The sequence below is a fragment of the Clostridium sp. AM27-31LB genome, from assembly GCF_003480745.1.
In the GTDB taxonomy this organism is placed as follows: Bacteria; Bacillota; Clostridia; order Lachnospirales; family Lachnospiraceae; genus Butyribacter; species Butyribacter intestini.
In genome coordinates, this window is the sequence record NZ_QUJS01000009.1 from 66,084 (window position 1) to 87,948 (window position 21,865).

General features: G+C 35.7%; 16 protein-coding genes and 1 pseudogene. 5 read left to right on the forward strand and 12 right to left on the reverse strand.

Annotated elements, in window-relative coordinates; genetic code table 11:
- Positions 1–11 precede the first annotated feature (11 nt).
- Together metG and DW721_RS12595 are read right to left on the reverse strand one after the other, a co-directional pair.
- The gene (metG, locus tag DW721_RS12590) at positions 12–2,003 is read right to left on the reverse strand and encodes a methionine--tRNA ligase (protein WP_118745974.1); all 1,992 of its coding nucleotides are present in this window, start codon (positions 2,001–2,003) and stop codon (positions 12–14) included.
- Positions 2,004–2,695: 692 nt separating this feature from the next.
- Positions 2,696–7,204, reverse strand: coding sequence for a leucine-rich repeat domain-containing protein (locus DW721_RS12595; protein WP_118745975.1), 4,509 nt, complete (start codon positions 7,202–7,204; stop codon positions 2,696–2,698).
- Between the two features lie 320 nt (positions 7,205–7,524).
- Between DW721_RS12595 and DW721_RS12600 the strand changes: the two genes are divergently transcribed.
- Positions 7,525–7,728: a helix-turn-helix transcriptional regulator gene (locus DW721_RS12600; protein WP_118745976.1), complete on the forward strand. Its 204-nt coding sequence runs from the start codon at positions 7,525–7,527 to the stop codon at positions 7,726–7,728.
- A gap of 248 nt (positions 7,729–7,976) precedes the next feature.
- On the opposite strand, the gene DW721_RS12605 is transcribed toward DW721_RS12600, so the two are convergent.
- The 3 genes from DW721_RS12605 to DW721_RS12615 all read right to left on the reverse strand — a co-directional run bounded on the left by DW721_RS12605 (position 7,977) and on the right by DW721_RS12615 (position 12,196).
- Positions 7,977–8,993, reverse strand: a complete 1,017-nt coding sequence (locus DW721_RS12605; protein WP_118745977.1) for a hypothetical protein — start codon at positions 8,991–8,993, stop codon at positions 7,977–7,979.
- A gap of 470 nt (positions 8,994–9,463) precedes the next feature.
- Positions 9,464–10,795, reverse strand: a complete 1,332-nt coding sequence (locus DW721_RS12610) for an ABC transporter ATP-binding protein (RefSeq protein ID WP_347560385.1) — start codon at positions 10,793–10,795, stop codon at positions 9,464–9,466.
- 228 nt (positions 10,796–11,023) lie between these two features.
- On the reverse strand, positions 11,024–12,196 hold the full coding sequence (locus tag DW721_RS12615; protein WP_118745979.1) for a hypothetical protein: 1,173 nt from the start codon (positions 12,194–12,196) through the stop codon (positions 11,024–11,026).
- 608 nt (positions 12,197–12,804) lie between these two features.
- On the opposite strand from DW721_RS12615, the gene DW721_RS12620 reads away from it, so the two are divergent.
- The 3 genes from DW721_RS12620 (at position 12,805) to DW721_RS12630 (ending at position 16,708) form a co-directional block, all read left to right on the forward strand.
- Positions 12,805–13,368 carry a restriction endonuclease gene (locus DW721_RS12620; RefSeq protein ID WP_118500247.1) on the forward strand — a complete coding sequence of 188 codons (564 nt, stop codon included), beginning with the start codon at positions 12,805–12,807 and terminating at the stop codon, positions 13,366–13,368.
- Positions 13,369–13,379: 11 nt separating this feature from the next.
- Positions 13,380–15,992, forward strand: a complete 2,613-nt coding sequence (locus DW721_RS12625; protein WP_182436320.1) for an ATP-dependent DNA helicase — start codon at positions 13,380–13,382, stop codon at positions 15,990–15,992.
- A 278-nt stretch (positions 15,993–16,270) separates the two neighbouring features.
- Complete coding sequence (locus DW721_RS12630) at positions 16,271–16,708, forward strand: DUF1700 domain-containing protein (protein WP_118745981.1); 438 nt, start codon at positions 16,271–16,273, stop codon at positions 16,706–16,708.
- Positions 16,709–16,870: 162 nt separating this feature from the next.
- On the opposite strand, the gene DW721_RS12640 is transcribed toward DW721_RS12630, so the two are convergent.
- The 4 genes from DW721_RS12640 to DW721_RS12660 form a co-directional block, all read right to left on the reverse strand.
- On the reverse strand, positions 16,871–18,061 hold the full coding sequence (locus tag DW721_RS12640) for a site-specific integrase (protein WP_003062094.1): 1,191 nt from the start codon (positions 18,059–18,061) through the stop codon (positions 16,871–16,873).
- Positions 18,062–18,138: 77 nt separating this feature from the next.
- Positions 18,139–18,342 carry an excisionase gene (locus DW721_RS12645; RefSeq protein ID WP_002322728.1) on the reverse strand — a complete coding sequence of 68 codons (204 nt, stop codon included), beginning with the start codon at positions 18,340–18,342 and terminating at the stop codon, positions 18,139–18,141.
- Between the two features lie 373 nt (positions 18,343–18,715).
- Positions 18,716–18,970 (reverse strand): helix-turn-helix domain-containing protein, encoded by a 255-nt coding sequence (locus DW721_RS12655; protein ID WP_002322727.1) that lies wholly within the window; start codon positions 18,968–18,970, stop codon positions 18,716–18,718.
- 3 nt (positions 18,971–18,973) lie between these two features.
- Positions 18,974–19,393, reverse strand: a complete 420-nt coding sequence (locus DW721_RS12660; RefSeq protein ID WP_003061815.1) for a sigma-70 family RNA polymerase sigma factor — start codon at positions 19,391–19,393, stop codon at positions 18,974–18,976.
- Positions 19,394–19,873: 480 nt separating this feature from the next.
- Here DW721_RS12660 and tnpA point away from each other — a divergent pair, with 480 nt between their 5' ends.
- Positions 19,874–20,344, forward strand: coding sequence for an IS200/IS605 family transposase (gene tnpA, locus DW721_RS12665; RefSeq protein ID WP_009264818.1), 471 nt, complete (start codon positions 19,874–19,876; stop codon positions 20,342–20,344).
- A 91-nt stretch (positions 20,345–20,435) separates the two neighbouring features.
- On the opposite strand, the pseudogene DW721_RS12670 reads toward tnpA, so the two are convergent.
- From DW721_RS12670 to DW721_RS12685, 3 genes and pseudogenes are all read right to left on the reverse strand, one after another.
- A pseudogene (locus DW721_RS12670) lies at positions 20,436–20,735 on the reverse strand (topoisomerase C-terminal repeat-containing protein); the annotation flags it as partial.
- A 169-nt stretch (positions 20,736–20,904) separates the two neighbouring features.
- Positions 20,905–21,642: a 23S rRNA (adenine(2058)-N(6))-methyltransferase Erm(B) gene (gene erm(B) / locus DW721_RS12680; RefSeq protein WP_117479738.1), complete on the reverse strand. Its 738-nt coding sequence runs from the start codon at positions 21,640–21,642 to the stop codon at positions 20,905–20,907.
- Between the two features lie 124 nt (positions 21,643–21,766).
- Positions 21,767–21,850: a 23S rRNA methyltransferase attenuation leader peptide gene (locus DW721_RS12685; protein WP_001814874.1), complete on the reverse strand. Its 84-nt coding sequence runs from the start codon at positions 21,848–21,850 to the stop codon at positions 21,767–21,769.
- Between the last annotated feature and the right edge of the window lie 15 nt (positions 21,851–21,865).

Consider the following 21,865-nt stretch of genomic DNA (forward strand, 5'->3'; position numbering starts at 1 on the left):
TTGTAAATCCACTAGCAGATTTCTGCTCCTGCCGGCATCTTCTTTTCAGGTGTCATAAGTGAAAGATTTCCGTCTGCATCTTCTGCACAGAGTAACATTCCCTCTGATAATACACCGGCGAGTTTTGCAGGTTTAAGGTTTACAAGTACCATTACTTTTTTGCCTACCATTTCTTCTGCTGAGTAATGCTTCTTTATTCCTGATACTATCTGTTTTACTTCACTTCCGATTTTTACCTGTGAGCAGAGAAGTTTCTTTGATTTCTTTACTTCCTCACACGCAATTATCTCACCTACCTGGAACTGCATTTTCTCAAAGTCATCAAATGTAATTTCAGGTTTTGCTTCTATATCTATTACTTCCTCGTCTGAGCCTGTTTCCTCTGCTGCTCCGGCTGCCGCTTTCTGTGCCGCCTGAATTTCCTCAGCTTTTGCAAGTACATCTTTCACATCCAGTCTCATAAAGAGAATTTCAGGTGCATCTGTCACCTTTGTTCCTGACTCATAAAGACCGAATTTATCCATATCTTCAAGTGCACGCTCTGTTGTATTGAGCTGTTTTAAAATCTTGTCTGTAGTGTCAGGCATAAATGATTTCAAAAGGCTTGCACCGATTGTGATGCTCTCGATAAGGTTGTAAAGAACGGTTGAAAGTCTGTCCTTCTTTGCCTCATCTTTTCCGAGTACCCAAGGCTCTGTTTCATCGATATACTTGTTGCATCTCTTAAATATCGTAAACACTTCCGTAATTGAATCTGCAACACGAAGTTTATCCATTTTTTCTTCAACTTTCTTTGGTACGGAGAGTACAAATGACTTAAGTTCATCGTCAACACTTTCCGTAACACCCTTATCTTCTGCAACTCCGCCAAGATATTTGTTTGTCATTGAAATCGTTCTGTTGACAAGATTTCCAAGTGTGTTTGCAAGGTCTGAGTTCATACGCTCAACCATAAGCTCCCATGTAATCACACCATCATTTTCAAATGGCATTTCGTGGAGTACAAAGTAACGAACTGCATCAACTCCGAACATATCTACAAGGTCATCGGCATAGATTACATTTCCTTTTGATTTACTCATCTTGCCCTCGCCCTGAAGCAGCCACGGATGACCGAATACCTGCTTTGGAAGTGGAAGTCCAAGTGCCATAAGCATGATAGGCCAGTAAATTGTATGGAATCTAAGAATGTCCTTACCTATAAGATGAAGGTCAGCAGGCCAGAATTTTTCAAAAAGGTCTGTTCCTGTTTCGCTTGTATCATTGTTTCCGTCAACATCATATCCAAGTCCCGTGATATAGTTGCTGAGTGCATCCACCCATACATATACGACATGACCCGGATCAAAATCTACCGGAATACCCCATTTGAAAGAAGTACGGGATACACACAAATCCTGAAGTCCCGGAAGAAGGAAGTTGTTCATCATCTCGTTTTTGCGTGACTCAGGCTGAATAAATTCAGGATGTGTATTGATATGCTCAATAAGTCTGTCTGCATAGTTGCTGAGTTTAAGGAAATAAGCCTCCTCTTTTGCAGGCTGACATTCCCTGCCACAGTCAGGACACTTTCCATCTACAAGCTGTGATGCAGTAAAGAATGACTCACAAGGTGTACAGTACATTCCCTCATAATATCCCTTATAAATATCTCCCTGTTCATATAATTTTTTGAAAATCTTCTGAACCTGTTTCTCATGGTATTCATCAGTTGTTCTGATAAATTTATCATATGATGTATTCATCAAATCCCAGATTGACTTAATCTGTCCCGATACATCATCAACAAATTTCTTTGGTGTTATACCTGCTTCATCAGCTTTAATCTCAATCTTCTGTCCATGCTCATCTGTTCCTGTCTGGAAACGGACATCATATCCCTGCTGTCTTTTAAAACGCACGATACTGTCTGCGAGAACAGCCTCGTAAGTGTTTCCGATATGCGGTTTGCCTGATGTGTAGGCAATCGCTGTTGTCAAATAAAATCTCTTTTTCTCTGCCATTTTGAACCTCCAATAAAATAAAAAAATCTTTAAGAATAGAAATATTCTTAAAGACGATTATACCGCGTTACCACTTTAATTTATCCGCACTTCACAATGCGAACCTCAATCACTGCCATCACAGTGCCACGCTTTAACGGGCGTACCCGGTACCTCCTACTTTTTATGCTGCACTATCATTTTTATTTACACCTACGGCATAAACATAAGATTATGTTCAGAGTGTACGGCTCCAAGACCATCTTCTGCTACATTCCATATGCCCTTTCTCAGCAACGGGTCACTTTCTCATACATAACACATAATGTACCAAGCAACGCTACGGGTTCTCTGTAATACTTTCTGTAACATACTTTTCTTTTCACAGCCTTTTTCACTTATAGATAAATGTATTTTAATATGTGGGGTAATTTTTGTCAACTGTTATATTGTGCTTTCAAAACTATTTGCAGTATATATTTTTATACAGAAAAAGCGTCTGCGGAAAACAGACGCTAAATTTCATATAATGGACAGCGGAACGAAATACACCGAACAATCTTCTATGGCTATTATTTGCCCACAATCAGGAAGCAGGCTGTCCCCTCTACCTTTACTTCGCTTTCGCAGGCATCTCTCCTAAATATCTCTCTTAAGATTGAGATATATAATTTTTACAATAAAATCAAGTGTTACTCCAGTCATTTTATATACTATTTTTTAACAACCAGCGAAGTCTTTCCAGCAACAAATATTGCTCGTGAAGACATCTTTCCTTTATGAATCATATTCCTAGAATACAATTTTCTCTTTTTCTTTGAAGTTTTCACTCGAACTTTTTTATATCCTTTTGCAAATGAATCCTTTCCAATTTGTTTTTTAGTCAATTGATTACTTTTAATCAAAATATATTTAAGATTTTTGCATCCATAAAAAGCTCTTTTTCCAATCTTTCTAACACCTTTAGGAATTACAATATATTGTAACTTAATACATTTTGCAAAAGCATTATCTCCTATCTTAGATAACTTTTCATTCAATTTAAGAGTTTTCAATTTATTGCACTTATAAAATGCATTTGCATCAACATTTGTTATATTTTTACCAAACACAACCTTTTTTAATTTTATATTTTTATAAAATGCTTTCTTTCCAATAGCAGTAACTTTATAAGTAATGCCTTTGTACTTTACAACTGATGGAATTTTTACAGTTTTTCTTGATTTTTTTAAATTCCGAACATAACTAACCGTATTACTTTTTCCTGTCTTTGTTATTTTATACAAAGCAGTTCCACTAGAACCAATAAATGTACATCCTTTTGCAACTGTTTGGTTTTTATTAGAATCATCACTATCAATTATATCAGACTTTGGTGTAGCTGTAACCGTGGCAGTCGGAGTTGACGAAGCTGTTTCACTCGGTTGTAATGTCGGAACTACGCTTGGTTCTATAGTAGCTGACGCACTCGGAACAGTGGTTGTTTCGCTTGGTTTTTGCGTTGGTGTCAAATCCGGTTGCGCCGAAACAGTTGTACCCGGCGTTGGTGTTTCCGATGTTATCGGAACAGACGGAGTATTTGGTGTTGATGTATCTGACACATCTGGAATAGTGGTTGTTTCGCTTGGCTTTTGCGTTGGTGTGCTTATCTGCCCAGAATCCGGAATGTTTGTCACTTCAGGACTCGGAGTTACCGTCGGTGCCGATGTTTCTGTTGGCATCGGGTTCGACGAATTACCCGGTGTTGATGTAACCGATGCACTTGGAACCGGCGATGCAGTTTCACTCGGTTTTTCTGTTACAGATGGATTTGAAGTATTAGAACTATCTGCCATATTTTTATATGATGCCGTTATACTAACATCTGTATTTCCTATAATCACAAATGTTGTTTCTGCTGTTGCATCTTCAAATACAGTTGATGAATCATCTGCTTTCCAACCTAAAAAGTCCTGCTTATTATTTACAATAGAAGTAATTTGAATTTTTTGACCCTCATAAACTTCCATCGTTTTTGTCGGTATTTCATCATTTTCATATGCTACACCATTATTCACCTTTAAAACATGCTTTTGTTTCTCTTTTGCCAATAAACTGTCAAAACTTGCACTGATTGTTTCTCCTGAATTTTCATTTGATAATAAATACTCCTTTTTCTGTAATATTTCTCCATCATTAGAAAGAGTATAACTTAATTCTTTTTCCAACGGAACATCATAAAACTCTGCATTACGGACAACTTGTCCCTTAGAATATTCCTCTATTTCTATGTCCATTTTGCCTATATCTGTACCTGTTAATTTCAAGTGATATTTTTCACTTTCCTTTGCAAAATATAATGTCTTAATATCATTTTCAACAACTATTGTAACTTCATTACCATACACATAAGGCACATTATTTTCAACTTTTCCCACCAATTGATTATCTGAATCATATATATACACATCAACAGGGCATGCAATTCGGTATGATTTAACAGTTTCTATTTCATAACTATCTAAATATTTTTTATAATTCTGATATTCTTCAGGATAATCATTTTCAAGTTCATAAATCCAAGCATACAGTAATGTGTTATATGCTGAACTTGCACTGCTTTGATAATTTTTCAAGGTACTCATTGTTGCATCAAAAGAATCCTTTCCAAATATCTTTGAAACCTTATTAACAAATGATTTATCTAAAGGTTTTAAATAATTCAAAGCGTATTCATAATCTTGATCAATACAATGATATAAAATATTTGTAGCTGTTATATATGTTTCTGCATCCTGCGCTGATTCACTGGCAACATACACATCTTGTAAGTTGTTGTAAGCAGCTTGCGCTACACTATGAAATTCTTTCATTCCAAGCATATTATAATATGCTTCTACTGCATCATTTGTTCCCAATAACACATTTGTTGCAAAAGTTGTTGTTTTTATTGCTGCCCAAAAAATCATAACATACGGACAGCTTGCTACAATTTTTGCTTTTACAGATTTCCAATACAAATCCAACCATGTTGCAGTTACAACCCGACCAGCAACCATTGATGTTCCTGATGTAATACTTTCTATAAATTCTAACTGACTGCTTGTCAGTATATCATATACTTCTTTCAAAGAACTTTTTAACACTTGATTATCAGATGGACAAACTTGATACATTGTGTAAACTGCCGCTTTCTGCGAATCCGTCATTTGATACATATAAATATAATTACTAATATATTCAATGCAATCAACAACAGTATCACATACTTTTGCTATAGTTCCCACTTTATTCAAAAATTTTATTGCTTCCGAAATTCGGGTTGAGCCTAAAATATTATCATAAAATTCACCTACATCTTTTAAAATATCCTCTTGCTGACTTAATGATAATGTAGACCATTTTCTAGATGAATTTTGCGATGTAATATCTTCCAGTAGAGATAACTCACCGTTTGTTTTTGCCCACTTTGTAACAATTCCCGTAACTTTATTTACTGTCTTAAGTCCACCATAAGCAATATCCGGATCAACAACTATATTTGACAAAGTATCTTCTCCATCGGATTTTCCTATATCTTCATCCTTAAACTCTATATCCTTACATTTTAATAAAGAATTAAAAATAATTGCTTTGTACATATCTTTTTGAGTAAAGGATATCTCAGCAACTTCTTCTGGATTGTCTACAGAAGCAATACCTTCCTGTATTAACTTCCACCAATATGCTGTTGTTCTCATTCCTTCGTCATCAAGTGCTTCTGATATCTGCTTACACGCACTTTCTGTATCTATTACATTTTTCCATGTTTTACTTGAAGGAATACTCATATCCATTTGTACATCAGCTCTGTATGGATATTCTGAGAAATCTTTCACAATACTATGTGTCTTGTCTGTTTCTTCTATATTATTTCTTAATATCGGACGTCCTAAAGTCGCACTCATAACCCATATCTTGTCAAAATCAAACTCTTCAAACACATTTTGCTTTTTAAACTCATTTACTGTTATATACTTATATGTAACCCCATATTTATCATGAGATTCTCCAGTTCCTAGCAAGTAACAATTATATAACCTTTTACTACTATTAGAAACATATTGGTCATACTGACCAGCTTCCTTTAAAAATTGATTATCATTTTTATTCCTTCCCATAGTGTAGCAATTAAGGACATATGCTTCACCACTATAGGACTTTAACAAACCGACAATTCCACCACCATAACTAGAATAACTTAAATCCCCAATATTATATGAATCTTTCAAATAATTTGTTCCATCCCCAGCTCTAACGTTGGTCAATGCTACAATTCCTGCCACATACTTTTCCCCTGTTACATTTCCACCATTAAAACATTCCTCAACCGTAATTCCTGATGAATTTTCCACAAATTGTCCGCCAGTTATTCCACCAACATAATCTTTACCTTCTACATTTCCAAAATTACTAGATTCCTTTAAAAAACCAGTTCCAAAATCAGAGTAAAAATAACCATTTATTCCTCCAATATATGAATCAAATCCCCGCACATCTCCATAATTTTTGCAATGACTAATGGTAACATTATCTCCGGAATGCCAAGTAGCCGCATAGCCAGTTATTCCACCAACATATTTACTACCTAAAATTCTTCCTTGAAAATAACAATTACTTATAGCCGCTGAAGATGAATATGACCCTGCTCGAATCTCGCCTGCAAAAGCTCCAACATAATTTCCTGATGTTGCAATATATGATGATCTAATATTTAAATTACTAATTTTCCCTCGATTAATATAACCAAACAATCCCACATAATCACTAGATGAATTTATATACAATCCATAAATAGTATGATTATTTCCCTCAAAATTAATTGATGAATTTTTTGCAGAATTCCCAATTGGAATCCATTCGTTATTAGGAACAATCTCTTTTCCCCACTTAGAATACTGATCCACTTTATTCAAATATATATCCCTATCCAATGAAAAATAATATTTATTAACTTCATTAAATTCTCCATCATTTACACATTTACTAACATAAGCTAATTCACTAGCAGTCGAAATCACATATGGATCTGATTTCGTTCCACTACCTCCAGCAAACGAATCTGCTATAGTTCCATCCCATATCTCTACATCTTTTTCCTCGGCATTCACCGTTTTCCATAATACACCTACATCAATACTGGTAACAAACATTGATATAATAATCGCAATCGTCAACACTCTTCGTATTCTTTTTCTTTTCATCAAATCACTCTCCCATCTGTCTAGTCATAAAACATCGTTATACAATTATTATAGTCGCATTGCGACTATTTTCAATATCATAAGACCAATTTCTTATAATTGTAGTAACAGTTCAGCCTCTCATTTATTACATTCGTAAACCTGACAGCAAGCTGTCAGTCGCTGCTATGCAGCTTGTGTTTACTTCATTTCATAAATGAAAGGCTATTCCGCCCAAAAAAACAAGCCAATAATACATCGAGCAAGCTCGTGTATTATTGACTTATCTTTTTTTGGCTGAACTGTTACTAATTGTATCATATTAAAAGTGAGTTTTATATATGGTATTTGAAAATATTAGGAATCTTCGTGAAGATAACGATAAAACCCAAACTGAATTAGCTGAATATCTTCATATAAAACAAACTACTTATTCAAAATACGAACTAGGAAAAATCAACATTCCTATTGAAGTTTTCATTCAACTGGCAGATTACTACGATGTTTCCGTAGATTATTTACTTGGCAGAACAAAAAAGCGATAGCTATTAGAGTTTTTCTCTATATCTACCGCTTTTTATTGTTTATGACGCTCGCTATTAAAAATCATAAACCCTTACATACATTCTAATACAAACACACTATATATTTTCCCACATTTACTGTACATTTTTTATGTTTGATATCTATATAATCCTAAACGGTATCTTCGGCCTCTGTACAGAACTAAAATTAGGATAATAATATTTCATAAATATCTGTGCAGTATATCTCCCTAGCAACAACTCTCAAACTATCCCCTCTTTATTTTTATAATATCTTCTATTTTTTCCTCATCCAGCTCCACAATTTCCGCTATCTGCTCTGTCGTATAGCCTTTTTTATACATATTCATAACAACCTTTTCATTGTTCCTTTTCTCAGCTCTTGCCTCGCCTCTCGCTTCGCCCCTTGCCTCGCCTCTTGCTTCGCCCCTTGCCTCAGCTCTTTCTTCTATTCCTAAACTCAGATTACACATAACGCTCACATCCTCTCTCAACTCTGTATCAACTGGAATATTATACTCTTTCTCAAGAATATCAAACTTCTGATTTTTCTGTATTTCATTTGAAAGCAATGCACAAATCAAACGATGTAGTTCATATTTCTCATCTTTTTCCGGAAGTTCGTTTGTTATCCCTATCATCACAATGTTTAATAAATCAAGATTTCCTTTCCATTGATAAGTTTCTAGTATTTCATCTTTTGTAAGATGAATATGCGCCATACTGTTATTTCCCATATTCATGCAAACCCATATACTGAATACCTGTTTTATATCATCATAGTTTGAATTTACAAAATCTCTTTCTTTTTGTGATGATATAAGTCTGCTAGCATAAAAGATTGCCCTGTTTAATATGCTATATGCAGTTGGTTCATCTTTTTGACATTCTATGTTCACTATAACCTTTGACAATTTATTTTCTTCTTTATCGGGTGATGGTATCCTTACATAAAATACTATATCAAACCTTATCATGCCCTCATTTATCTCTGCGTTTTCTGTATTAAATCCTACTATTCTCTGTCCTGAGTTATCCGTTTTTTCTACATTTGTTAAGCCCGGTTCAACTGGTGCAATCCCTATCTTTGGTTCACCCTCAATATAGTTTACCACTTCACTCGGCTTCATATCCTTAAATTCAGCAACAGTTTTTACTAATATATTTGCTAGTATGCTTTTTTGTGCAAGCAATCTTTTTGCATAAGTATCATACTGTATTTTTGCATCTGCTGCGGTTATTGCATTTTTTATTTCCGTATTCATTTTATCCCCATTTTTGCACACATTTTTGTATTAATCTTATTATAATCAAGGACTACTTTGAAATCAACTAAATTTTTATAGAGTGTTGCCGATTACATTAATTAAAGGTACAGTTTTATATAAAAACAAAATTAAAAATAATCACCGTTTTATGATTATATTAAAAAATACCACAGAATAAACTATAAAATCGTCATATTCTATGGCATTTATTTTTTGAACTAAACCACTTAACTGTAATTTTCCTTATTTTTGAAAATGCTCCATAAACTTCTTCTCCATTTTCGTACATTGCGAATGAGCGAACTCTTATATAATATACTCTTTTGGGTTTAAATTACTTATTTTAATTTTATTGCTTGTCTTTTTTAAAGTTTTAACACCTTTAAATATCATCTTTTAATATGCTTTTATATTCCAACAATCTATTTCGAGTATTCAGGTAACTTTGTCCTCTCAAATAGTAACAATCACATCTCCACCACTTCGTCCGCAACTCCCATTGTGGATTTTCTATGCGATACAAGCACTACCGTTTTATTTTTATCCTTTCCCTCCTCTTTTACCGCTTTTAATATCACTCCCTCATTAAGCGAATCAAGATTGCTGGTAGGTTCATCCATCAAAAGCAGTGGTGCATCATGAAGAAATGCCCTCGCAATTCCTATCCTCTGTTTTTCTCCGCCCGACAGGGTATCTCCAAGTTCACCGACCTGCGTATCATATCCGTTTGGCAGACTTATGATAAAATCGTGAAGTGATGCTTTTTTTGCTGCAGCAATGATTTCTTCCGTTGTCGCTCCAATTTTTGCAATGCCTATGTTTGCGGCTATCGTATCATGAAATATATCTGTTTCCTGTGTTACAAAGCTCTCATAATCCCTGAGTTTTTTTGTTGAAATCTCTTTTACATTCTTTCCTGAAATCTCAACTTCTCCACTGTCTGTATCCCAAAAACGCATCAGAAGTTTAAGTATTGTCGATTTGCCGCAGCCGCTCACTCCGTGAAGTCCTGTTATTTTTCCTTTTTTTATCTCCATACTAAAATTTTTGAGAATATTTTCATTTTCATATGCAAATGTTACATTCTTTAAAGCTGCTATCTGCTTGTTTTTTCTGTCAGCAGAATTTTCTGTTCTATTTTTGTCTAAAATTGTTTCTGTAGCTTCTGCCGTAACATTTTTTTCATCTGACATAAGTTTAGTATCTGACACTTGTTCACCGGTAAATTTTGTACTCTTATCACCATACACTGCTTTACCATCTGACGCTTCGTCTTCCCATACTTCCTCTACCACAGGATTTTCTTCAATGACTGACAGCACCCTCTCACCGCTTGCAAGTGTCTGATTTAGATTGTTTGACAGACTTGCAAGTGCGACAACGGGACCAAATGACCCCATCATTGCCACTGTGCAGGTGACTACTGCGTCAAAACCAATCTCACCCTGCCGGTACATTTCTCCCATGAGAAAAAGCATCCCAAATGACGCAAGAAGTATGACAAAGTTTGTGACTGCACGCTGTGTTCCCTCTAAACGGCTTAATTTTCTTTGCATTTTTCCGAGTTTTTCAGAGCGTTCCTGCATCTCATATCTTTTCTCTTTTCCCATACCGTACTGTATGGTTTCTGAAAGTCCTCTGAGTGCACTAAGTACAAAGCTGTTTAATTCGCCGAACGAGGTTCTAAATTCCATTCCCGTCTGACCGCCACGCTTTCCATTCCAAAGCGGAATAAAAATTCCTACTATTATATATACTGCTGCCGCATAAACCGCCGCAACAGGGCTGTATCTTCCCATAAATATTACCATTACAGCCGATGTAAGCAATGCTATCATTATCGGAGATATTGTATGTGCATAAAACACCTAAGGGTCAAAAGCAGATAACAATGTATGTTTACATACAAATTGCTATTTGATGGGCAAAATACCTTTTTACCCCAACATCATTATATTTTAGCATGAAATAATTTTCCGATTAACCATGACTGATGAATAAAATTTATCAAAAAGCAGATATTTCTGTCACACTGACAGATTTATACTTGCCGCAACTTCCGTCTGTCCTCCTTCACTTTGCTCTGCCAAAATCATAGTCTGCTCCGCGGCAAGTTTTGAAGTATCTGTAATTGCCTGTGTCATATCAATGCCAATTCCCGCTCCCTGACTCTGTGCCATCATGATACCAAGATCTCCGCCGCCTCGTTTCCAGATTTCAATCTTTTCTTTGAGATAAGTCATATCCGCATCGAGCATTTTATTATTTTCCTCACCTCTGTGAGCCAGTTTTTCTTTTTGCTCCTGTTTCCTTATCTCCTCCTCAATCTCGTTAAGTTCTTTCTGCTGCCAGACTCTTATTTTTTCTTCAGAAATCCTCATAACAACATCTTTCTTTGATGAAATATATTTATCATCATCCTTTTTGTTCATAACTTCCTGCTTGATATTTGCAAGTTTCTTTTTAGCAACGGCTATCATTTTCTTTGCATGGGAAATCGCAATATTAATCTCATCATCATCGTAATTTCCGCTTGCCGCCTTTCTCTTAAGAGCCGCAAGATTTGAACTTGCACTAGAAACGGCATTACTCGCCTGCGAAACACTTTTTGCACTCCGAATACTTGACGATACCTTTTTATAGCTGTAATTTAAAACTTTCTTTGTTTTCGTCTCTGTTTTTTTGATATTCTTCTGAGTCTCTTTCATCCTGTCAAGCATATCTTTCAGACTCTCAAGCTGTTTTTCAAACTTTTCGTATTCCTCTTCCTTTTTACTTTTCTGTGACTCCTTATCCGAAGCTTCACTAATCAAAACACTGTTCTCATTATCTTCACTGTTTTCAATGCCGTTCTTATTCTTTCCTGCTGCCGTTTTATTTGCTTTATCAGAAACATCATCCATATTTTCAGCCTTTTCATTACCCTCACTAAGCTCAAGCATAACACCGTCATCTTCCGTCAGATATGTACTTTTATCTCCGGTTCCCGCCCTGTTTACCGAAATTCCTATTCCATTCTCAGTTCTAATATCAACCCCGGAACTTTTCACACTGTCATCCCTTTTAGCACTGCTGTATCTTCTGGCGGTCGATACATTTTTCTTTCGCTTTGCATTATCCGTCCTGCTGCTCTTTGTTCCATGCCCAATCTGTTTACCCCCTGCCTGAAACAGCGAACCACTGTTAATTACAACTGCCATAAAACTCCCTCCTAAACTTGAGCCTTTTTTCTTTGACTCATTTTTTCATAATTCATTTGACACTGTCAGTCCGTCTGTATATCTATAACTCACCGTTCATCTCTGTTGTGCAACCGATAATTTATGACAATTCAGTCTTTCATATCTTAAATTTTTAATTTTATAAGCAGACTGCAGTCGTTGCTTCACAACTTATCTTTATAACTCATTTAAATTTATATCGGCAGTTTTTAATAAGTATCTACAGTTTTATTTAGTTCTCATGAAATTTCCCACAATTTCTCAACATCAATTAACAGCAATTCAACCATATTTCCACTTATTTTCCACATTGATTTTGCAAGTTATCCACAAGTTATCCACAAATTGTGCATAAATCCTATTTCCAATCTCTTTTCTTGACTTTCGGGCATAGCAATGTTAAAATCTTTTTGAACATATGTTCATATTAGACTTTTACAAAACTTCCCCCCATAAAAACAGGCATTTACAATACTTATATTATCCATAATCTAAGTGGCTATTTGCAATCCTCTCTGCTGCCTCCTCATAACACAGCCAGTTTTGCTATCGCCTAAAAATAAAGCACTTGAAAGGAACTGCTGCCTATGAAAAGAAACAAAAGTATTTTAAAAATTATTACATACACCTTATACATTATCATTTCATTTGTAATTTTAATATTTATCCTATATTATAGTAAAAATAAAGAAATAAAATTTATCCTTAGTTCCATCGGCATATGGTTTTTATTCTTCCTGTTCTGCGTCTATAAAATATGCAGGGCAAGAAAGCGTGCAGGCTTTTTTGAAAAGGGCATATATGACGCTGTTGATTTTGACGATATGGACGGTTTTGAATTTGAAGACCTTACCTGTGATATTCTTGTTGCCAACGGCTTTGAGATTGCTGAGAGCACACAGAACAGCGGTGATTTTGGTGTTGATGTTATCGCCGAGAGAGACGGTGTTGTTTATGCGATACAGTGTAAAAGATACCACGGTCCTGTAGGCATTGATGCCGTGCAGCAGGTTTATGCCGGGCGTGATTTCTATGAATGTAATGTTGCCGTTGTTTTGACAAACAGCTATTTTTCAAGAGCAGCACAGAGACTTGCCGACAAAATTGGAGTTGTACTTTGGGACAGGGATATGTTTAAAGAATTATTATGATGGAGAAATTTATGAACACCATTAAAATATCAGTCAGAAACCTTGTCGAGTTTATATTAAGAAGCGGCGACCTCACGACCTCATCAGGTCTTAAAGACCCGGATGCCATGCAGGAGGGTGCCCGCATCCACAAAAAAATACAGCGAAAAATGAAAGCAGGCTATCAGGCTGAAGCGGCACTATCTCTCACCGTTCCCATAAATTATGACGGCATTGATTTTGAAATATGTGTGGAGGGGCGTGCTGACGGTATTTTTACGGATGATACAGGTTATAATATCGACGAGATTAAAGGTGTTTACAGAGAACTGGCATCTCTTGAAAATCCTGTTGAAGTCCACAGGGCACAGGCACTCTGTTACGGTTATATATGGGCATCAACCCATCAGCTTGACAGCATCGGAATACAGATGACTTATTGTCATATTCCGACCGAAGAAATCAAACGCTTTAATGAATATATTGATTTTGAAACGCTTGAAAAATGGTTTTATGATCTTCTCCACGAATATGCAAAATGGGCATCGTGGGAAATAAAATGGCATGAAAAGCGAAATCTTTCAATTAAAAATATTGAATTTCCTTTTGAATACCGTCCTGGACAGAACACTCTTGTCAAAGGGGTTTATCAGACTATTCTTAGGGAAAAAAGACTTTATATAGAAGCTCCTACAGGTGTCGGCAAGACGATTTCCACTGTATTTCCCGCTGTCAAGGCAATGGGAGAAAACTTAAGCGAAAAGATTTTTTATCTCACGGCAAAGACTATTACAAGAACAGTGGCACAGGATGCATTTAACATATTGACAGAAAATGGCTTACATCTAAAATATGTCACTCTCACCGCTAAAGAAAAAATATGTATTCTTGACAAACCCGTGTGCAATCCCGGTTCATGTCCCCGTGCACTAGGACACTTTGACAGAGTCAATGATGCAGTTTTTGATGTTATAACACACGAAGAACATATAACACGGGAAATCGTGACCGAATATGCCGAAAAGCACAATGTCTGCCCGTTCGAGATGTGTCTTGACATATCCACATGGGTAGATGCCGTTATCGGTGACTACAATTATGCTTTTGACCCAAATGCCTGTCTTAAGCGTTTTTTTGGTACAGAAGCATCATCAAACGATTACATTTTTCTTATTGACGAGGCTCACAATCTCGTTGACAGAGCAAGAGAAATGTACTCTGCAACACTTATAAAAGAAGAATTTTTAGCTGTGAAAAAACTCACCGGATTTATGAGTAAAAAAATCACAAATGCACTTGAACGCTGCAACAAATCACTTCTCGCACTCAAAAGAGACTGTGATGTACTTACGGAATGGGATATTCTTAACATAGAAGATTTCGTCATCAGACTCATGCAGCTTGCAAATTATCTTGATGAATATCTTCAAGACTCACGCAACAATAAACATGGTTCAAAAAATATCAACGGTCAGATAAATTTTATGGAATTTGATGGTGTGGACAACAGCGAACTTATTCCCGATACAAGAGAGCGACTGCTTGATTTCTATTTTTCCGTCAGGTCTTTTTTGAACACATACGAATTGCTTGATGAAAAATATATTATATACTCGGACTACTCGGATGAGGGTAATTTCAGACTTCATTTGCAATGTATGGACCCATCTACCAACCTTGATAATTATCTTAAAAAAGGAAGATGCGGAATATTTTTCTCTGCAACATTTCTTCCTATTAAATACTATATGGAACAGCTCGCAGGCGGAACAGATGACTATGCCGTCTATGCCCCGTCACCTTTTCTCCCTGAAAACAGACTTATAATGATAGGGCGTGATGTAAGCACCAAATATACAAGGCGTGGTCCAGCGGAGTACAAAAAGATTGCCGACTACATCACAGACTTTGTATCAGCAAAAACGGGAAACTATCTTATATTTTTCTCGTCATATAAGATGATAAATGATGTTCTGCCATTTGTGGAGGAAAATTTTAGCAAGACATATAATGAGGAAGATTTCACTAAATTATATAATGGCAATATAGAAACAAATGATTATAATAAGGTTAAAGAAATTGAAATTTTAACCAAAACGAATAAAATTATGAATCAACAACAAACTGATGTTTCTGAAATATCAGATATAAAAGACACTAACAACAACGAAAAAAACACAACACCTCGTATATTTATACAATCACCGTCAATGAACGAACAGCAGCGTGAGGAATTTTTGGAGAATTTCAAGGCAAATCCCACAAACACAACACTTGGTTTCTGTGTCATGGGTGGGATATTCGGCGAGGGCATAGATTTAAAAAACAGCAGACTTATCGGTGCAGTCATTGTAGGCACAGGGCTTCCAATGGTCTGCACTGAAAATGAGCTTTTTAAGGATTATTTTGACAGAGAAGATAAATCCGGATTTGACTATTCTTACCGATATCCCGGCATGAATAAGGTCTTGCAGTCAGCAGGCAGGGTTATCAGAACCGACACCGACATAGGTGCGATACTTTTACTTGATGAAAGATTTATGCAAATGTCGTACCAGAAATTATTTCCTAAAGAATGGTATCCTTATGAGGTTGTGACTAAAAATAATATGAGGGAACGAGTAAAGAAATTTTGGGAAAAGTAAAAGGTAAGACGGAAAGATAATAGCCTGTCGAGAGCATTATGATGAATAAATACCCCGGCAGACATGCGTATATTTACAAAAGTGGCAAGGTATATTGCATAGAATAAAAAATCATATCTTTTGATATTCCCTTGACATATATAAAAAAAAGAATTACTATATATACATAACTCACTACTGTTTAACACGCAGTAGTAACTATATATAACATTTTAAAATTATCTATATAATAAATAATTTTAAGCATATTAATAGACTACTACAGAAAGGAGCTTTCTATGTCTAAATTTAATTCAGAAAATAAATTCATTAAAAATTTAAGATTTCACTTATCTTTTTATTTTAATGATATTGATATTTCAAATATTATAAGTGATTATGAAGAATGGTTTGAAAATGAAAAACTGCATGGAAAAACAGAAAAAGAAATTTGCAATTCTTTGCAAAATCCAGTAACCATAACCCAAAAATTACATTCAGAATTTCCACAAAAGCACTTATTTACAAATAATACAACAATACAAATGCTTTTAATTATAATAATACATTTTTTGTCTAATGTATTATGTTTAAATATATGTAATAAATATACATCAAACTTCTTAGCATATTCACTTTTAATTAATTTTTTACTTTTTATAATACCTATATTTTTTATAAAAGCAGAAGATAAGAATATTATAAAAACAACATATTTTTATATAAAAACTTACTAAATTTCTGATTATCTTTTCATAAGTTGGTAAATGCCGATATATCCCGTATTTTAGGGCTTTATCGGTATTTTCTTTTTGGAAGATACCTTGCATAAGCTGGCATTTACCAGCATGAAAATGCAACCAAAAGTAGTAAATGAGTAGTAAATATAAGCTCCGATATTAACAAGCCAGTCTTTCCAGTTCTGCTTTTGCAGATTGAAATGTACCGTGTGCATAATAGCCAAGTGTCATGGTTATGTTAGCGTGTCCCATAAGATATTGCAGGGTGTTTGGGTTCATTCCTCTGTTTGCCATATTCGTACAGTAAGTATGTCGGAATGAATGTGGTGTGATGTTCGGTAACTTGTCCGTGTGATACTTGTTATACTTCTTAATTAGTCCTCGCACCATGCCCTCATAGTTTCCTGCAACTTTAGGTAAGCCCTCACGGTTCAAGAATAGGAAATTGCTATAACCACCTACAATCAACGGTTGTGCCTTTCCTCTGTTCTTTAGTATTCTTTGGATTGCTTGATAAGCCCGTTCTGTCAATGGAAGTTCTCGTTTTCCGTTTTTGGTCTTTGGCGTTTCAATATAGTAGCCGATTTCGCTGTCTTTCAATAACTGGTGGTCTATATTGAGTATTCTGTTCTGCATATCAATATGCGTCGTTAGTCCGCAAAATTCAGAAATACGAAGTCCCGTTTCCAGCAGAAGCACAACCTCATCATAATACTTGCTGTAAATCTTATCCTTTTCCATAAAGGCAAGCAGGCGTTCTTCCTGCTCTGGTGTAAGGATAACTTTCTGCTCCGTATCATCTTCCAGAACATCACTTAGCTTAAATTCAAACGGGTTCTTTCTGATACAGTCGTCTTGTATCGCCATGTAAAATGACGCTTTCAAGGAACGCTTGTAGTTATCAATCGTTTTATAGGCGTATCCTTTTTCGCTCATTCTGATAGCCCATTCTTTAGCGTCCGACTGCTTAACAGTATCAATCGCCCTCATACCCAATGGGTCATTTTTCAGAGCGTTCATAAGATACTGTCGTCCTTTTTCAGTAGCCCTCTTGATGTTCTTTCTTTGGCTGTTCTTCTTGTCGTAGAGCTGGCAGACTGTCATTTTACCGCCTGCTGTATCGATACCGTCGTTAAGGTCTTTTTTAATCTGTGTTTCTTTTTCCCTCAACGATATATCATCACGCTTTCCAGCAGGTGTCTTGTCTGTCGGTACAAGTTTCCAAGAATAGATAAATTGTGGCTTTCCGTATATATCGGTATATTTATAAACGTATCTTCCGTCTTTTCGCTGGCTCTCTCCATTACGCAAATTGCGATTTTTACTGTCTTTTCGTTTTACATTAGACATAGTGTAAAGCTCCTTTCCGTCATGGAACGAGCCGTGATACGCTATATTTATTATACCATATCTACGGCTCAATGACATTAGATTTCGTCCAATGTATCTATGATTTTTTCAAATTGTTTTCGCTTAATCTGAATACGGTTGCCGTTCACGATAACCCAGCCAGCGTCAAGATTTTCTTCGGCTAATTTACGCAATTTCTTTTCGCCAATGCGGAAGTATTTGGACGCTTCTTCAACCGTCAGCGTATATTTTTCCCAAATAGGCACATCAGTATTGTTCATAATCTATGCACCCCCCTTTACTGTGTGTCGTTTTTTACAAGCAGGCAGACGGCTTTGGAAAGCTCCATTAGTATCTCAACTATTCCCATTCTTGTGGGCAGAACCGCACCATGCGGACGTATCATTATTCTGTGAGGATAGGTCGTGGCAAAACAACTTTTCCAACAGTCGCTCTCGGATCACTGCGTGGGTCGCTCGCTTTCTTTTGAAAAGGTCGTGGCGTACAGTCCCCGTGGCTCGCCATCTCACAAACGTATCTGTCTGCTTTATTCAGTTGTCAAAGAGCTGTGGTGAAAGCGTGTTGCTTTCATATAAAAGCAGGTGGCAGAGCAGGAAAGAGGGGGATATTAAATCATGCTCCGCTAAAAACTGCTTATTCTTCTGGTTCTAAGTCCATATCTTCAATATCAAAACCTAAAATCATTTTGATAAGTGCTTCTCTGATACGTCCTTTTAATTCCATATCTACAACGATATAAACATTGCCGTATTCATCATAAAGTGAACGCAAACAGCACTTTGATATGTAAGGGTCATAAAATGCCAGTAATTTTTCAATCGCTTTTTCGTTTCCGTCCATAGCTGATGAAATCAAGTAATAAGACGGTTTCTTAAATAACTGTTTCATTTTCTAATGTTCCTCCTTGAGTATTTTTTTCATAGTTTCCAAAGCGTGATGTCGGTTTCTAAATACACCGCTTTGCGTGATTTTCTGCAAGTTGGCAATTTCACTTTCTGTCATTTCCAAGAAGTAATACATCAACAGAGTATTGCGTTTTCTTTCTGGAAGTTTCTTCAAGGCTTCTGCCAATTCATCATCAAGGACACGAATATCAATGCCACATACTGAAAAGATTGTATAATCTGTTTCGTAGTCGTCCCAAACAGCCATTTTATCAACAAGGACATCTGGCAATTCGCTGAAAGATATTTCTTTATTCTTACGACGGTTTAATTCCTTGTAATAATCTTTCACGACACTACGGACAACTTTCTTTAAACAACTTTCAAAACGACATTGAACTGTTTTCTGGAAGTCAGACGGTTTCATCAATCTCACCTCCTTTCCTTTATGATTTGAAAAGTGTTTATCCCTCTTTCCGCACCATATAAGGACAGCTAGGTGTGATTTAATGACCTCTTTTGAAAAATTTTTTAAATTTTTTCGGGTATGAAAAAAGCCCGCACAAAACATATAGTCTGTACGAGCCTTTAAAGCTAAAACATAGTAATATTGTATCATTAAGAATCACAAATCACAAGTGATTTGTGATTAATCACTTGTGATTTGTGATAAGTGATTTGTGATTAATATATAAAAGCCCTCTTTAAAGGGCTTTTATGTTTATTTGTTAGGCTTTAAGCCTGTTCAGCATAGTGGAGTTTCTCAGAAGAGAAACGGAACTTTGATGAACAAATAAACCACCGGCTAGGCCGGTGAGTCAGCATTGCTTAAGCTTACAGTAAAAAACCTCCAGTGATATAATTATGTTGGTTCGCCAACCACATAAAATCAAAGGAGGTTATCCAAATGGATATAAACAGTTTAGCACATACGAAATGGAATTGTAAGTATCATATTGTTTTTGCACCAAAATATAGAAGAAAAGTAGCGTATGGGAAGATGAAACAGGATATTGCGAATATTTTAAGTATGCTATGCAAAAGAAAAGGTGTAGAAATAGTAGAGGCAGAGATATGCCCAGACCATGTGCATATGCTTGTAAAGATACCACCAAGTTTAAGTGTTTCAAGTTTTGTAGGGTATTTGAAAGGAAAAAGTACACTTATGATCTTCGAACGCCATGCAAATTTAAAATACAAATATGGAAATCGCCATTTCTGGTGCAGAGGATATTACGTAGATACTGTAGGGAAAAATGCAAAGAAGATACAAGAATATATTCAAAATCAATTACAAAATGATTTAGAGTATGATCAGATGACACTAAAAGAATATATTGACCCGTTTACGGGTGAGCCAGTAAACCAAAATAAATAAAATAAGCCCCATAGGGCTTAATAAGTAAATGACGGTACAGTTGGCGAACCAAATTCGATGAGTCTTTAGACTTAGCGTCGGTAATAAGCCCTTATAGGGCTAGTACAAACCACCGGCTAAGCCGGTGGTTTTGATTTGAAAAAGAGATAAAATCAATATATCCCTTTTCCCCAATTTTTACAACGGCATTGTAGGGCTTTTTCTCTTTGTTTTTGATTCCTTTTACCAGGGTTTCTTTTCCCTCCAGTAATTCTTTTACATTCGTTTTGGTTAGTTTTTTCTTTCTAAAATGTTCAGCTAAAGTAAACTTACATTCAGGATAATTTGAACAACCATAAAACGATTTTTTTAATACAATATTGTTGCCACACTTAGGACATTTTCCTACAAGGGGTCCCGAGCGCTTAGTGGGAATTTGTACCCCTTATCGATACAAATTCCCCGTAGGCGCTAGGGACCTCTTTAGCTTCTTGGAAGCTGTCAGTAGTATATCTAATAATTTATCTCCATTCCCTTTAGTAACGTGTAACTTTCCAAATTTAAAAAAGCGACTCATAGAATTATTTCCTCCCGTTAAATAATAGATAACTATTAAAAATAGACAATACTTGCTCATAAGTAATGGTACTTAAATTGTTTACTTTGGCGTGTTTCATTGCTTGATGAAACTGATTTTCAGTAAACAGTTGACGATATTCTCGATTGACCCATTTTGAAACAAAGTACGTATATAGCTTCCAATATTTATCTGGAACATCTGTGGTATGGCGGGTAAGTTTTATTAAGACACTGTTTACTTTTGGTTTAGGATGAAAGCATTCCGCTGGCAGCTTAAGCAATTGCTGAATCGAGACTTGAGTGTGCAAGAGCAACCCTAGTGTTCGGTGAATATCCAAGGTACGCTTGTAGAATCCTTCTTCAACAATCAGATAGATGTCAGACGCACGGCTTTCAAAAACCACTTTTTTAATAATTTGTGTGCTTAAATGGTAAGGAATATTCCCAACAATTTTATACCTCTGTTTGTTAGGGAATTGAAACTGTAGAATATCTTGGTGAATTAAAGTGACACGAGTATTCAGTTTTAATTTTTCTGACGATAAGTTGAATAGATGACTGTCTAATTCAATAGACGTTACCTGTTTACTTATTTTAGCCAGTTTCGTCGTTAAATGCCCTTTACCTGTTCCAATTTCGTAAACGGTATCGGTTTCTTTTAAATTCAATTGTTTTATTATTTGGTTGAGTACTTTTTCACTCGTTAAAAAGTTTTGAGAATATTTTATATTTTTGTTCATGTAATCACTCCTGAAGTGATTACATCTGTAAATAAATACAGAAGTTAAACGATTTGTTTGTAATTTTAGTTATCTGTTTAAAAAGTCATAAGATTAGTCACTGGTAGGAATTAATCTAACGTATTTATTTATCTGCGTAATCACTGTTTTTAGTCTGTTTCAAAACAGTAGATGTTTTATCTACATTACGCATTTGGAATACCAACATGACGAATCCCTCCTT